At 42.9% G+C, this 15929-nt stretch carries 13 protein-coding genes; all 13 read right to left on the bottom strand.

Going from position 1 to position 15929, the window contains the following annotated elements:
* Nucleotides 1-293: GTP-binding protein (locus tag Q4557_RS19105; RefSeq protein ID WP_303414822.1), on the bottom strand; the 293-nt coding region annotated here is incomplete at its 3' end.
* A 69-nt stretch (nucleotides 294-362) separates the two neighbouring features.
* Nucleotides 363-2459 (bottom strand): elongation factor G, encoded by a 2097-nt coding sequence (gene fusA, locus Q4557_RS19100; RefSeq protein WP_102439677.1) that lies wholly within the window; start codon nucleotides 2457-2459, stop codon nucleotides 363-365.
* An 81-nt stretch (nucleotides 2460-2540) separates the two neighbouring features.
* On the bottom strand, nucleotides 2541-3011 hold the full coding sequence (gene rpsG / locus Q4557_RS19095) for a 30S ribosomal protein S7 (RefSeq protein ID WP_076543258.1): 471 nt from the start codon (nucleotides 3009-3011) through the stop codon (nucleotides 2541-2543).
* A gap of 77 nt (nucleotides 3012-3088) precedes the next feature.
* The gene (rpsL, locus tag Q4557_RS19090) at nucleotides 3089-3463 is read right to left on the bottom strand and encodes a 30S ribosomal protein S12 (protein WP_076543259.1); all 375 of its coding nucleotides are present in this window, start codon (nucleotides 3461-3463) and stop codon (nucleotides 3089-3091) included.
* A 177-nt stretch (nucleotides 3464-3640) separates the two neighbouring features.
* On the bottom strand, nucleotides 3641-7861 hold the full coding sequence (gene rpoC / locus Q4557_RS19085) for a DNA-directed RNA polymerase subunit beta' (RefSeq protein ID WP_102476544.1): 4221 nt from the start codon (nucleotides 7859-7861) through the stop codon (nucleotides 3641-3643).
* Nucleotides 7862-7943: 82 nt separating this feature from the next.
* On the bottom strand, nucleotides 7944-11975 hold the full coding sequence (gene rpoB, locus Q4557_RS19080) for a DNA-directed RNA polymerase subunit beta (RefSeq protein WP_102439679.1): 4032 nt from the start codon (nucleotides 11973-11975) through the stop codon (nucleotides 7944-7946).
* 240 nt (nucleotides 11976-12215) lie between these two features.
* The gene (rplL, locus tag Q4557_RS19075; protein WP_076543262.1) at nucleotides 12216-12581 is read right to left on the bottom strand and encodes a 50S ribosomal protein L7/L12; all 366 of its coding nucleotides are present in this window, start codon (nucleotides 12579-12581) and stop codon (nucleotides 12216-12218) included.
* Nucleotides 12582-12635: 54 nt separating this feature from the next.
* Complete coding sequence (gene rplJ, locus Q4557_RS19070; RefSeq protein ID WP_076543263.1) at nucleotides 12636-13133, bottom strand: 50S ribosomal protein L10; 498 nt, start codon at nucleotides 13131-13133, stop codon at nucleotides 12636-12638.
* A 279-nt stretch (nucleotides 13134-13412) separates the two neighbouring features.
* On the bottom strand, nucleotides 13413-14114 hold the full coding sequence (gene rplA / locus Q4557_RS19065) for a 50S ribosomal protein L1 (RefSeq protein ID WP_102439680.1): 702 nt from the start codon (nucleotides 14112-14114) through the stop codon (nucleotides 13413-13415).
* A 4-nt stretch (nucleotides 14115-14118) separates the two neighbouring features.
* Nucleotides 14119-14547: a 50S ribosomal protein L11 gene (gene rplK, locus Q4557_RS19060; protein WP_076543265.1), complete on the bottom strand. Its 429-nt coding sequence runs from the start codon at nucleotides 14545-14547 to the stop codon at nucleotides 14119-14121.
* A 129-nt stretch (nucleotides 14548-14676) separates the two neighbouring features.
* Nucleotides 14677-15228: a transcription termination/antitermination protein NusG gene (gene nusG / locus Q4557_RS19055; protein WP_076543266.1), complete on the bottom strand. Its 552-nt coding sequence runs from the start codon at nucleotides 15226-15228 to the stop codon at nucleotides 14677-14679.
* Between the two features lie 8 nt (nucleotides 15229-15236).
* On the bottom strand, nucleotides 15237-15608 hold the full coding sequence (secE, locus tag Q4557_RS19050) for a preprotein translocase subunit SecE (RefSeq protein ID WP_102439681.1): 372 nt from the start codon (nucleotides 15606-15608) through the stop codon (nucleotides 15237-15239).
* Nucleotides 15609-15857: 249 nt separating this feature from the next.
* Nucleotides 15858-15929, bottom strand: a 72-nt coding sequence (locus Q4557_RS19045) for a hypothetical protein (RefSeq protein ID WP_131818057.1), incomplete at its 5' end; no start/stop codon positions are given.

Here is a 15929-nt window from a genome sequence, read left to right as displayed (position 1 = left end):
TGTGCAGCACCAGTAATCATGTTTTTAACATAATCGGCGTGACCAGGACAATCTACGTGTGCGTAGTGACGAGATGGTGTGTCATATTCGATGTGAGAAGTATTAATTGTAATACCGCGCTCACGCTCTTCTGGAGCGTTATCGATTTGTGCGAAATCTTTAACTTCACCACCATATACTTTTGACAATACAGCTGAGATAGCTGCTGTAAGAGTAGTTTTACCATGGTCGACGTGACCAATTGTACCCACGTTTACGTGTGGTTTACTACGTTCAAATTTTTCTTTAGCCACGATATATTCCTTTCTTTTCAGAAGTGCTCGACAACGAGCTATATAACAGTTAATTAAGTACTTAAAAATTTAAGTACGTGATTCAATAATTGCCTTTGCAATATTTGATGGTGCATCGTCGTACTTTAAGAACTCCATAGAGTATGAAGCACGACCCTGAGTTGCACTTCGCAAGTCAGTAGCATAACCAAACATTTCAGAAAGCGGTACAACAGCGTGGATAATTTTAACACCACCCAGACCATCATCCATACCTTCAATAATACCGCGACGTCGGTTCAAATCACCCACTACATCGCCCATGTTATTTTCAGGTGTGGTTATTTCCACTTTCATTGTGGGTTCTAGTAACACAGGGGTTGCTTCAAGCGCACCCTTTTTGAAGCCCATTGAACCAGCAATTTTGAAAGCCATCTCATTTGAGTCGACATCATGATATGAGCCGTCAAATAAAGTCACTTTCACATCAAGCATTGGATAACCAGCTAATACGCCGTTATTCATTTGCTCTTGAATACCTTTGTCAACGGATGGGATGAATTCACGAGGAACTGCACCACCAACGATTTCGTTAACAAATTCGTAGCCTTGACCTTCTTCAGAAGGTTCAACTTTCAACCACACATGGCCAAACTGACCACGTCCGCCTGATTGACGTACGAACTTACCTTCCACTTCAACTGCTGAGCGAATTGTTTCACGATAAGCAACCTGAGGTTTACCTACGTTACAATCTACATTAAATTCGCGACGCATTCTGTCTACGATAATGTCTAAATGTAATTCACCCATGCCAGAAATCAATGTTTGAGCTGATTCTGCATCAGTTTCCACTCTAAAAGACGGGTCTTCAGCTGCTAATTTTTGCAGCGCAATCGCCATTTTATCTTGGTCTGCTTGCGAACGTGGCTCAACGGCAATAGTAATTACAGGTTCTGGAAACTCCATGCGTTCTAAAATCACTTTGTGATCATTTGCGCAAAGAGTATCTCCTGTTGTCACATCTTTTAAGCCAATTGCCGCGGCAATATCACCAGCACGAACTTCTTTCAGCTCGGTTCGGTCATTTGCATGCATTTGTACGATTCGGCCGACGCGTTCACGTTTCTCTTTGACAGAGTTGTAAACCGCTGCACCCGACTCTAATACGCCTGAATATACACGGATAAAGGTTAAAGTTCCAACAAATGGATCAGTCGCAATTTTAAACGCTAATGCCGCAAAAGGGGCATTATCGTCTGATGGACGTTCGACTTCATTATCGTTCTCGTCAATCCCTTTAATTGCAGGGACTTCAGTAGGAGCCGGTAAGTAATCGACCACACCATCTAAAACAGCTTGAACACCTTTGTTCTTAAATGCAGAACCACAAGTTGCTAATACTATTTCATTGTTAATTGTGCGCTGACGTAATGCTTGCTTGATCTCTAATTCTGATAGCTCACCTTCTTCAAGGTATTTTTCCATCAATTCATCAGAGGCCTCTGCAGCACTTTCCACGAGATACTCATGCATTTCTTCTGCCTTAGCGAGAAGATCTGCAGGAATTTCTTCATAAGAGAAAGTCGTTCCTTGGTCTTTTTCAGACCAATTAATTGCTTTCATCTTAATTAAATCAATAACCCCTTTAAAGTTCTCCTCAGCGCCAATATTCAATTGAATAGGGACACAAGTCGCACCTAGGCGGTTACGGATTTGGTCGATGACACTATCAAAGTCAGCACCTGCACGATCCATTTTATTAACGAATACCATGCGCGGTACCTGATACTTATCAGCTTGACGCCAAACAGTTTCAGATTGTGGCTCGACACCTGATGATCCGCAGAAGACAACAACTGCACCATCAAGTACTCGAAGCGAACGTTCTACTTCAATAGTAAAGTCAACATGACCAGGGGTATCGATGATATTAATACGATGTTCGGTGAATTGAGCATCCATACCACGCCAGAATGTGGTTACAGCAGCAGATGTGATAGTAATACCACGCTCTTGCTCTTGAACCATCCAGTCAGTGGTAGCGGCGCCGTCATGCACCTCACCGATTTTATGAGACAAACCGGTATAGAACAGAACACGTTCTGTTGTGGTAGTTTTACCTGCATCCACATGAGCAACGATACCGATATTACGATAACGCTCAATTGGGGTTGTACGAGCCACTATTTATACCCTCTCAACTAAAGCTAAAGTGCTTTAGAAAATATCAACAATATGGAGTGGGCTAACGCCCACTCCATCAAATTACCAACGGTAATGAGCAAAGGCTTTGTTAGCTTCAGCCATGCGATGCACGTCTTCACGCTTCTTAACAGCAGTACCTTTGTTTTCAGATGCGTCTAGCATTTCACCAGCTAGACGTAGAGCCATAGATTTTTCACCACGCTTGCGAGCAGCTTCAACTAACCAGCGCATCGCTAGTGCGTTACGACGCACTGGACGAACTTCACATGGTACTTGATAAGTTGAACCACCAACGCGACGAGATTTAACTTCGACTGATGGACGAACATTATCAAGAGCAGCTTCAAGGATGCTTAAATGCTCTTCGCTTTTCTTTTCAGCGACAACATCTAATGCTTGGTAGATAATTTTTTCAGCAGTTGACTTTTTACCGTCAACCATAATGACGTTGATGAACTTAGCCAACAACTCACTTTTGAACTTTGGATCTGGTAGGATTTTACGTTGTCCTACAACGCGACGTCTTGGCATAACAATTCTCCGTATGCTTCAGGTACTTCCAAAACTGGAATTTTTTTAACTAGCTTGGCCTTACTTAAACGGACAAGTTACGACTTAGGACGCTTAGCACCGTACTTAGAACGGCCGTTGCGACGAGCACTTACGCCAGCACAATCTAATGCACCGCGAATAGTGTGGTAACGCACACCAGGTAGATCTTTAACACGACCACCACGGATTAGAATTACACTATGTTCCTGCAAGTTGTGACCTTCACCACCGATGTACGAAGTAACTTCGAAACCGTTAGTTAAGCGAACACGTGCTACTTTACGTAGTGCAGAGTTAGGTTTTTTAGGAGTAGTTGTGTACACACGAGTACAAACTCCACGTTTTTGTGGACACGCATTCAACGCTGGCACGTTAGTCTTTTCGACTTTTGGCGAGCGAGGCTTACGTACCAACTGGTTTACAGTTGCCATGAATAGCTCCGTTCAGTTGAAATATCTCAACAATTTTGTGTGAAAAATCTATATCCCACTATGATGGGACGCGAAAGTTTAGAAAGGTAATGGCCAACTGTCAAGAAATAGACAACTTTTCATGCAATTTCCAATAAAAAAGGCGCCAAAGGCGCCTTTTTTAACATACCATTTACTTTAATCAGCACTTCCGGCTAAGTTAAGTAAGTCAGCTAAGTTCTTCTCTGCTTCACTTGCAGTGATCACTGGCGCTTCTGCATTGTCTGATTTGACATTCGCACGAGCTTCATTACGAGCTGTGTGATATGCATAACCGGTACCAGCTGGGATTAGACGACCAACAATTACGTTTTCTTTCAGACCACGTAATGGATCGCTCTTACCGCCAACAGCAGCTTCGGTTAGTACGCGAGTTGTTTCCTGGAACGATGCAGCTGAGATGAATGATTCAGTAGCCAAAGATGCTTTGGTAATACCTAATAATTCACGCTCAAACTTCGCAGGTGTTTTGCCTTGTGCTTCAAGTTCGCGGTTAGCGATCTTAACGCGGGCAACTTCAGCTTGTTCACCGACTAAGAATTCGGTATCACCAGCGTCAGTAATTAAGCACTTACGTAGCATTTGGCGAATAATCACCTCAATGTGCTTATCATTGATTTTAACGCCCTGTAGGCGGTAAACGTCTTGAACTTCATCAACAATATAGTTAGCAACATGATGGATGCCACGTAAACGTAGGATGTCATGCGCAGCTTCTGGGCCATCAGCAATAACTTCACCACGTTCAACTTTTTCACCTTCGAACACGTTCAGGTTACGCCATTTAGGGATCATTTCTTCATAATGATCACTACCATCAGCAGGGCTGATGACTAGACGTACTTTACCTTTGGTTTCTTTACCGAATGAGATAGTACCCGAGATTTCAGCAAGGATAGCAGGCTCTTTTGGTTTACGAGCTTCGAACAAGTCAGCAACACGTGGTAGACCACCGGTAATATCGCGAGTTTTAGACGATTCCTGAGGAATACGTGCTAAAGCATCACCAACGTTAATTTGTGCATTATCGTCTTTCGCTACAATCGCGTTACCAGGTAAGAAATACTGCGCAGGTACATCGGTACCCGGGATCATAAGATCGTTGCCATCAGCGTCGATTAGACGGATAGCAGGACGCATTTCTTTACCAGCTGTGCTACGAGCACTTGGGTCAAGTACCACAATCGAAGACAGACCAGTTAGGTCATCTGTTTGACGCGTCATAGTAACGCCTTCAATCATGTCTACGAATTTAACTGAACCGGCTACTTCAGAAATAATTGGGTGAGTATGTGGATCCCAGTTCGCAATAATTGCGCCTGCTGCCACTTCACTGTCTTCCAACACTTCTAAAACAGTACCGTAAGGTACTCTGTAACGCTCTTTTTCACGACCAAGTTCGTCAATGATTGCAAGTTCAGATGAACGAGAAACAATAACTAACTTGTTGTCGATGCTCTTAACGTATTTCGCATTATGAAGCTTCAGTGTACCTGAGTTCTTAACTTGAACATTGTTTTCAGCAGAGTCACGAGATGCTGCACCACCAATGTGGAAGGTACGCATCGTAAGCTGTGTACCTGGCTCACCGATTGATTGAGCAGCAACAACACCGATAGCTTCACCGTGGTTAATGATATGACCACGAGCTAAGTCACGACCGTAACATGCGGCACAAACACCAAAGTCTGTTTCACATGAAATTACAGAACGTACGATAACTTCATCAACGCTGTGCTCTTCAAGAAGATCACACCATGCTTCGTCAAGTAGCGTATTGCGTGGAGCAAGTACTTTTTCAGTACCAGGCTCAAGTACGTCAATAGCAACAACACGACCAAGAACACGTTCACGAAGAGGCTCTTTAACATCACCACCTTCAATCAACGGCTTCATGGTTAAGCCAGCTTCAGTGCCACAATCATCTTCAATAACAACTAGATCTTGTGCAACGTCAACAAGACGACGAGTTAGGTAACCCGAGTTAGCTGTTTTCAATGCGGTATCGGCAAGACCTTTACGCGCACCGTGAGTAGAGATGAAGTACTGAAGTACGTTTAGACCTTCACGGAAGTTCGCAGTAATTGGGGTTTCGATGATTGAGCCATCTGGCTTAGCCATCAGACCACGCATACCCGCTAACTGACGGATCTGAGCAGCACTACCACGAGCGCCCGAGTCAGCCATCATATAGATGCTGTTAAACGAATCTTGCTCTTCTTCTTCGCCATCACGATTGATAACAACTTCTTTCTTCAAGTTGTCCATCATCGCTTTAGAGATTTTATCGTTGGTACTTGCCCAAATATCGATAACTTTGTTGTAACGCTCACCAGCGGTAACCAGACCTGATTGGAACTGCTCTTGAATTTCAAGCACTTCACGTTCAGCTTCTTCAACTAAAGTGTACTTCTCATCTGGGATAACCATATCGTTGATACCAACAGAGGCACCAGAGATAGTTGCATAACGGAAACCGGTATACATTAATTGGTCAGCAAAGATAACAGTATCTTTTAGGCCTAGCGCACGGTAACAAGTGTTCAATAGTTTCGAGATTTGCTTTTTACCCATGTTCTGGTTAACCAGTTCATACGGTAAGCCTTTAGGCAAGATCTGCGATAACAATGCACGGCCCACTGTAGTATCTACAATACGACGGCTTTGAGTCTTTTCACCATTGTCGTCAGTTGAAGTCTCTGTAATACGTACTTTAACGCGTGCATGCAATTCTGCAGCACCTGTTGCGTACGCTTTTTCAACTTCATCAACAGACATAAATGTCATACCTTCACCACGGCCGTTAACACATTCACGGCTGGTATAGTAAAGACCAAGTACCACGTCTTGAGAAGGCGTGATTACTGGCTCACCATTTGCTGGAGAAAGGATGTTGTTTGTCGACATCATTAGCGAGCGAGCTTCTAATTGAGCTTCAAGCGTTAACGGTACGTGCACAGCCATTTGGTCACCATCGAAGTCGGCGTTATATGCCGCACATACTAATGGGTGCAATTGAATAGCTTTACCTTCAATTAGTACCGGCTCAAATGCCTGGATACCAAGTCTATGAAGTGTTGGTGCACGGTTAAGCATAACTGGATGTTCACGAATTACTTCGTCTAAAACATCCCATACTTCTGGCTGTTCGCGTTCAACCATTTTCTTAGCAGCTTTAATCGTAGTAGCTAAACCACGACCTTCTAGCTTGCCATAAATGAATGGTTTGAATAGCTCAAGTGCCATCTTCTTAGGAAGACCACACTGGTGCAGACGTAAAGTAGGACCTACGGTAATTACCGAACGGCCTGAGTAGTCAACACGCTTACCAAGTAAGTTCTGACGGAAACGACCTTGCTTACCTTTGATCATATCGGCCAAAGATTTTAGCGGACGCTTGTTAGAACCTGTAATAGCACGACCACGACGACCATTATCTAATAGCGCATCAACAGACTCTTGTAACATACGCTTTTCGTTACGTACGATAATGTCTGGCGCAGCTAAGTCTAATAGACGTTTTAGACGGTTGTTACGGTTGATTACACGACGGTAAAGGTCGTTCAAATCAGACGTAGCAAAACGTCCGCCATCTAGTGGTACTAGAGGACGTAAATCAGGTGGTAGAACCGGTAGAACTTTTAAGATCATCCACTCAGGCTTGTTACCTGAAGTGAAGAATGCTTCCATCAGTTTAAGGCGTTTAGTGACCTTTTTACGACGGGTTTCAGAGTTGATTGAAGGCAACTCTTCACGCATTTGTTCGATCTGTTCTTCTAAATCAATTGCACGTAGCAAGTCTAAGACTGCTTCAGCACCCATTTTAGCTTCGAACTCGTCACCGTATTCTTCAAGTGCATCAAGATACGTTTCTTCAGTAAGCATTTGGCCACGTTCAAGACTGGTCATGCCAGGCTCGATCACAACAAATGATTCGAAGTAAAGTACACGTTCGATGTCACGAAGTGTCATATCAAGCATTAAGCCGATACGAGACGGAAGTGATTTCAAGAACCAAATGTGGGCAACTGGGCTTGCAAGATCAATATGACCCATGCGCTCACGACGCACTTTAGTCTGTGTAACTTCAACGCCACACTTCTCACAAATAACACCACGGTGCTTCAAACGCTTGTATTTACCACACAAACATTCGTAATCTTTCACAGGACCGAAAATACGCGCACAGAATAAACCTTCACGTTCAGGTTTAAAGGTACGGTAGTTAATGGTTTCTGGTTTTTTAACTTCACCAAAAGACCAAGAACGGATTAGATCTGGCGAAGCCAAACCAATTTTGATTCCGTTAAATTCTTCAGTCTTGCTTTGCTGTTTAAGAAACTTTAATAAGTCTTTCACGTTTCTCTCCTGAAGGAGTTAAACCAGATGCCTTGCTATTGCAAAGCATCCTTGGTTACCAAACATTGCTTAAGAGCGATGCTTACTCTTGATCCAACTCGATATTAATACCAAGTGAACGAATTTCCTTCAACAATACGTTGAAAGACTCAGGCATGCCTGGGTGCATCTGATGGTTACCGTCGACGATGTTTTTATACATCTGAGTACGACCGTTAACGTCATCTGATTTAACCGTTAGCATTTCCTGAAGAGTATATGCAGCACCGTATGCTTCTAGTGCCCATACTTCCATCTCACCGAAACGCTGACCACCGAATTGAGCTTTACCGCCCAATGGTTGTTGTGTAACTAAGCTGTACGAACCGGTTGAACGGGCGTGCATCTTGTCATCAACTAAATGGTTCAATTTAAGCATGTACATGTAACCAACAGTTACTTTACGCTCAAATTCGTTACCGGTACGGCCGTCACATAATGTTAACTGGCCAGATGAAGGTAAGCCTGCAAGTTCAAGCATTTGCTTGATCTCTTTCTCTTTAGCACCATCGAAAGCTGGCGTAGCAATTGGTATGCCGCCTCTCAGGTTCTTAGCTAAGCGCACTACTTCATGGTCGCTAAATGTACTGATGTCGACTTTCTGAAGAACGTCATCACCTAAGTCATAAACCTGCTGAATGTAGCTACGTAGCTCTGCCAGTTCGCGTTGCTCTTCAAGCATAGCAGTAATACGATTACCGATACCTTTAGCTGCAGCACCTAAGTGGACTTCTAGTACCTGACCAATGTTCATACGCGATGGTACGCCCAATGGGTTAAGTACGATATCAACTGGATCACCAGTTTCATCGTAAGGCATGTCTTCGATAGGACAAATCTTAGAGATTACACCCTTGTTACCGTGACGACCCGCCATCTTATCACCAGGTTGGATAGTACGTTTAACTGCTAGGTAAACCTTAACAATTTTCAGTACACCAGGTGCTAAGTCATCACCTTGGGTGATCTTACGACGCTTAACTTCAAACTTCTTATCGAAGTCTGCTTTTAGCTCTTCATGTTGCTCAGCTAATTGCTCAAGTTCAGTTTGTTTAGCTTCGTCATCGATAACTTGAATTAATACATCTTTACGCGGTAGCTCTGCTAATTTAGCTTCTGAGAAACCGGTAGATAGTAATAAGTTACGCGCACGGCTCAACACACCTTCTTCAAGGATCTGGAACTCTTCGCCTAAATCTTTGCGAGCTTGGCTAACATGCATCTCTTCAATTTCAAGCGCACGTTTATCTTTCTCGATACCGTCACGAGTGAATACTTGAACGTCGATGATGGTGCCTTTAACAGAGTTAGGTACACGTAAAGAGCTGTCCTTAACATCTGAAGCTTTCTCACCGAAAATTGCACGCAATAGCTTCTCTTCTGGCGTCAGCTGAGTTTCACCTTTAGGTGTCACTTTACCAACTAGAATGTCGCCGCCTTTCACTTCAGCACCAATGTAAACGATACCTGATTCATCTAGTTTAGATAAAGCAGACTCACCTACGTTTGGAATATCAGCTGTGATTTCTTCGCTACCTAGTTTCGTATCACGAGCAATACATGAAAGCTCTTGGATATGAATAGTAGTAAAACGATCTTCTTGCGCTACGCGCTCAGAAATTAAGATAGAATCTTCGAAGTTATAACCATTCCACGGCATGAACGCGATACGCATGTTTTGACCAAGAGCCAAATCACCTAAATCGGTTGATGGACCGTCAGCTAATACATCACCACGTACAATTGGATCACCAACAGAACAACAAGGACGTTGGTTAATACAGGTGTTTTGGTTTGAACGGGTATACTTAGTTAAGTTGTAGATATCAATACCAGCTTCACCCGGTGTTAACTCTGCTTCATTAACTTTGATAACGATACGGCTAGCATCAACGTAATCAACAACACCGCCACGTTTCGCAGCAACAACAACACCAGAATCGACCGCTAAAGTGCGCTCAATACCTGTACCGACTAACGGCTTATCAGCACGTAAAGTAGGAACCGCTTGACGTTGCATGTTCGCACCCATCAATGCACGGTTAGCATCATCGTGTTCTAGGAACGGAATTAGTGATGCCGCAACAGAAATAATCTGTTGTGGTGATACATCCATATATTGAATGTCAGCAGCACGCATAAAGGTAGATTCACCTTTATGACGACAAGCAACTTGCTCTTCAATGATTCGGCTAGAACCATCTACTTCAATGTTTGCCTGTGCAATAACATAACGACCTTCTTCAATTGCTGACAAGTATTCAACTTCATCAGTAATTACACTATCAACAACCTTACGATAAGGCGTTTCTAGGAAGCCGTATGAGTTAGTACGTGCGAAACTTGCTAAAGAGTTAATTAGACCAATGTTTGGTCCCTCTGGCGTTTCAATCGGACATAGACGACCATAGTGAGTCGGATGTACGTCACGTACTTCGAAGCCTGCACGTTCACGAGTCAAACCACCTGGGCCTAAAGCAGAAATACGACGCTTATGCGTTACTTCTGAAAGCGGGTTGTTTTGATCCATGAATTGAGACAGCTGTGAAGAACCAAAGAATTCTTTCACTGCTGCCGAAATAGGCTTCGCATTGATAAGATCTTGTGGCATCAACTCGTTCAAGTCGCCTAATGATAGACGTTCACGAACAGCACGCTCAACACGAACTAGACCAACACGGAATTGGTTTTCAGCCATTTCGCCAACGCTACGAATACGACGGTTACCAAGATGGTCGATATCATCGACTTCATCGTCACCATTACGGATTTCGATGATTTTCTTCATAACGTGTACGATGTCTTCTTTAGACAATACGCCAGCGCCTTCGTCTTCAGCAATCTCAAGACGACGGTTGAACTTCATACGACCTACTTTAGATAAGTCATAACGTTCTTCACTGAAGAACAAGTTCTGGAATAAGCTTTCAGCAGCATCTTTGGTTGGTGGCTCACCTGGACGCATCATGCGGTAGATTTCAACTAATGCTTCTAAGCGGTTAGTTGTAGAATCGATACGTAATGTGTCAGAAATATAAGCACCATGATCAAGATCGTTGATAAACAAAGTATCAACTTCTTTAATGCCTGCTAAAGAAAGTTTAGCAAGGTCTTCAAGGGTGATTTCAGCATTTGCGCTAACAAGTACTTCACCAGTATCTTGATCGATATAATCTTGAGCAGCAAACTTACCAACAATGTAATCTACAGGTACTTCAAGTTCTGTAGTGGCAGTTTTTTCAAGTTGTTTAATGTGACGAGCAGTAATACGACGACCAGTTTCAACAAGAACATTGCCTTCTGAATCTTTAATATCGTAACTTGCAGTTTCACCACGTAAACGGTCTGGTACAAGTGCCATAACAAGAGAATCTTTCTTAATTTTGAACTGAGTACGTTCAAAGAATAAGTCTAAGATTTCTTGAGTAGAAAACTCAAGTGCACGTAGCATGATAGTCGCAGGTAATTTACGACGACGGTCAATACGTACAAATAAGGCATCTTTTGGATCAAATTCAAAGTCAAGCCATGAACCACGGTAAGGAATAATACGTGCGTTATATAACACTTTACCTGAAGAGTGGGTTTTACCACGGTCATGATCAAAGAATACACCTGGTGAGCGGTGTAACTGAGACACGATAACACGCTCAGTACCATTGATAACAAAAGTACCGTTATCAGTCATTAATGGGATATCACCCATGTAGACTTCTTGTTCTTTAATGTCTTTAACTGTGCCTGGTGCAGCTTCACGGTCATATAACACCATACGCAATTTAACGCGTAATGGAGCTGAATATGTAACACCGCGGATCTGACACTCTTTCACATCAAAAACTGGCTCGCCTAACTTATAACTGACGTATTGCAGTTCAGAGTTGCCAGAAAAGCTCTTGATGGGAAAAACGCTACGGAATGCGGCTTCGAAGCCACGTTCACCCGTAGGATCTTGATCGGTGAACTTCTTAAAAGAGTCTAATTGAATAGACAATAGGTACGGAATATCCAAAACTTTTGGGCGTTTGCCAAAGTCTTTACGAATACGCTTCTTTTCAGAATAGGAGTAAACCATGGGTTTCCTCTACTTACGAGATGTGACCAAGACTGAAATAATACAAAAGATTAAATCAGCACGTTTGCCCATCACCGTTAATGGCAAGAACCTAACCAGTAATCTCTGCTAGGAACTGCTAAAACTGGCGACAAACGGTGAATAAAAAATCGCCTGCGCATATAGCGCAAAAAAGGCCGACGGTTAAAAAACCGCCAGCCTCCGCCCGATTACTCGGGAGGTGGTAAGTTAAAGTATAACTTACTTAACTTCTACTTCAGCGCCAGCAGCAACTAGGTCTGCTTGAAGTGCTTCAGCTTCTTCTTTAGAGATAGCTTCTTTAACTGCAACTGGTGCAGATTCAGCCATCGCTTTAGCTTCTTTCAGGCCAAGACCTGTAGCGCCACGAAGTGCTTTAATAACGGCAACTTTGTTAGCACCGAAAGATGTCATAACAACGTCAAATTCTGTTTGCTCAACAGCAGCGGCAGCATCACCACCACCAGAAACTACTGCAGCTGCAGCAGAAACGCCGAATTTTTCTTCCATTGCTTCGATAAGTTCAACAACTTCCATTACAGACATTTCTGCGAAAGCTTCTAAGATTTGGTCTTTTGTGATAGACATAACAAAAAATTCCTATTGTACTGAATTCAATTTAATTAAGCGGCTAATAAAATATTAAGCTGCTTCTTTTTGATCGCGAAGAGCGGCCAAGGTACGAACAAACTTGCCAGCAGATGCTTCTTTTAGAGTCATCATTAACTGAGCTAGTGCTTCGTCGTAAGTTGGTAATTTCGCTAAACGATCAATATCTGCTGCAGGGATTACTTCCCCTTCAAAGGCTGCTGCTTTAATTTCAAACTTTTCTTGCGTAGCAGCGAAGTCTTTTAATAGACGTGCTGCAGCACCTGGGTGCTCGTTAGAAAAGGCAATTAAAGTAGGACCTGTAAACGTGTCGCTAAGGCACTCAAAATCAGTACCAGCTACAGCGCGTTTAACTAATGTATTACGTACTACACGTATAAATACACCAGCTTCACGAGCTGCTTTACGCAAACCGGTCATATCACCTACAGTTACACCGCGTGAATCGGCAACAACTGCAGATAAAGCACCTTTGGCTGCTTCGTTGACTTCAGCAACAATCGCTTTTTTGTCTTCGAGTCTTAATGCCATTGGCTTTACTCCTGGATTCTACCTAGGGAATTCCCTAGAATTAACCATGTTAAACACAAAGTGTTTAACGACTTACGGTGCAGATTTTCCAGCAGAACAAAATCTATCTGGGGGGTCTGACACCGTCTACGTAGGAAATTAAGTAATGGTTAGATTACACCTACGGTCTTGGACGGAAATCTATTCAATAAGCGGACTAATAAATTAGTAACACACGTAGAAAATAGACCTCAACCCACAAAGTGCGCGCATTATAGACTAATACGCACGCTTTGTATATTACTTAACTTCGTCTAAGCTACCTTGATCGATAGTTACGCCTGCACCCATAGTGGTAGAGATAGTAACTTTCTTCAAGTAAACGCCTTTAGCAACTGCAGGCTTAGCCTTTTTCAGTGCCGCTACAAGCGATTCTAAGTTTTCTTTAAGCTGAACTGGTGTGAAATCCACTTTACCGATAGTAGTGTGGATAATACCGTTCTTGTCGTTACGGTAACGAACTTGACCAGCTTTGGCATTTTTAACTGCATCAGCAACGTTAGGCGTTACTGTACCAGTTTTAGGGTTAGGCATTAAACCACGTGGGCCTAAGATTTGACCTAACATACCAACAACGCGCATTGCATCTGGAGATGCGATAACAACGTCAAAGTTCATTTCGCCAGCTTTAACTTGTGCAGCAAGATCTTCCATACCAACAAGTTCTGCACCAGCTTCTTTAGCTGCTTCAGCGTTTGCGCCCTGTGTAAACACAGCAACACGAACTTCACGGCCAGTACCATGTGGTAATACTGTAGCGCCACGAACGTTTTGATCTGATTTACGAGGATCGATACCTAGGTTAACAGCAACGTCAACACTTTCTACGAACTTAGCAGTTGCTAATTCTTTTAATAAAGCAGTAGCTTCATTGATGTCGTAGTTCTTAGTTCCGTCTAATTTTTCACGGATAACGCGCATGCGCTTAGTTAGCTTTGCCATTATATTAGTCCTCTACTACCAAACCCATTGAACGTGCAGTACCTTCAATTGAGCGAGTCATCGCTTCAATATCAGCGCCAGTCATATCAGTAGCTTTTGATTCAGCAATTTCTTGAACTGCGCTACGCTTGATAGTACCAACTTTCTCAGTGTTCGGACGGCCAGAACCAGACTTAAGACCTGCAGCTTTCAATAATAAGAAAGATGCTGGAGGAGTCTTAGTTTCGAACGTGAAAGAACGGTCGTTGTATACAGTGATAACAACAGGAATTGGCATGCCTTTTTCGAACTTTTCAGTACGAGCGTTGAATGCTTTACAGAATTCCATGATGTTCACACCTTTTTGACCTAAAGCAGGTCCAACTGGTGGAGACGGGTTTGCAGCACCGGCTGCTACTTGTAGCTTAATATAAGCTTCAATTTTCTTTGCCATGTCGACATATCCTCAGTTTGGGTTCAAACGCGTATCGGCTACATGCCAATATGCTCCCCTTGAAAATTACGGGTGCGAATTATACAAAAATTCGCACCCGCAAACAAATACTATTTGTAGTTAATTTAATCAGCTCTTTTCAACTTGATCGAAATCAAGTTCAACAGGAGTAGAGCGACCGAAGATCATTACTGAAACCTTAACGCGATTCTTGTCGTAATCAACTTCTTCGATAGTGCCATTAAAATCAGCAAATGGACCATCGTTAACACGAACAACTTCACCAGGTTCATACATAACGCGATGAGTCGGTGACTCAACTGTGTCTTGTAAACGCTGAAGAATGGCATCCGCTTCTTTGTCTGAAATAGGCGCTGGACGGTCAGATGTACCACCGATAAAGCCCATAACACGTGGAATACTTTTAACTAAATGCCAGCTTTCGTCATTCATTTCCATCTGTACTAATACATAGCCAGGGAAGAATTTACGTTCGCTTTTGCGACGCTGACCTGCACGCATTTCAACCACTTCTTCTGTCGGTACTAATACCTCAGCGAAGTAATCTTCCATGTTGTGCATTTTTATGTGTTCAAGCAATGTTTTACATACACGGCCTTCATAGCCCGAGAATGCTTGGATCACATACCATCTTTTTTTAGCTTCTGTTGCTTCAGTCATGTAAATGCCTATACGCCAGTAATTAGGTTAACAACGCGCAAAAGTACCCAGTCGAAACCCCAAAGGATAACGGCTACGACAGCTGTTGCAGCAAGAACAATGAATGTAGTGTTTAGCGCTTCTTGACGCGTAGGCCAAACCACTTTACGAACTTCAATGTGAGCTTCACGAGCAAAAGATAAAGCTTCTTTACCTTTCACAGTTTGCAGAGCAATAAAACCTGCAAGAACAAAGGCAACAATTACGCCTAAAGCGCGTACCACAACACTGGCTTCGCCAAATGCTTGGTTGCCAATAACAGCGGCGGCAATCAATATAACTGCTATGCCCCACTTAACAATATCCAGAGAATTAGTCTGGTTTTCAGTATTTGTTGTCATCGGTTGGTTCCGTTACTCACTAAGAGACCTGAGCTTAAAATTGATAAAGTGTACCATTATCAATCAGTACTTCCGAATTAAGCCACGAAAAGCATCAGCTCAGGGTCAAAAATCGGCCATAGATTGTATTCTTATTCTAGTCAGTTCGCAAGGATGACACTAGAGATCATCAGCAAATCTTACAAAAAATAATAAAAACAAAAAAGGAAGCCGAAGCTTCCTTTTTTTATGTGTTAACTAAAATCGCTATTAAGCGATAACTTTAGCTACAACACCAGCACCAACAGTACGGCCACCTTCACGGATAGCGAAACGTAAACC

It is taken from the genome of Shewanella sp. 5_MG-2023, assembly GCF_030547465.1.
Classification (GTDB): domain Bacteria; phylum Pseudomonadota; class Gammaproteobacteria; order Enterobacterales; family Shewanellaceae; genus Shewanella.
Note: the sequence above shows the minus strand (reverse complement) of the source record. Positions and strands in the feature narration are given on the sequence as shown.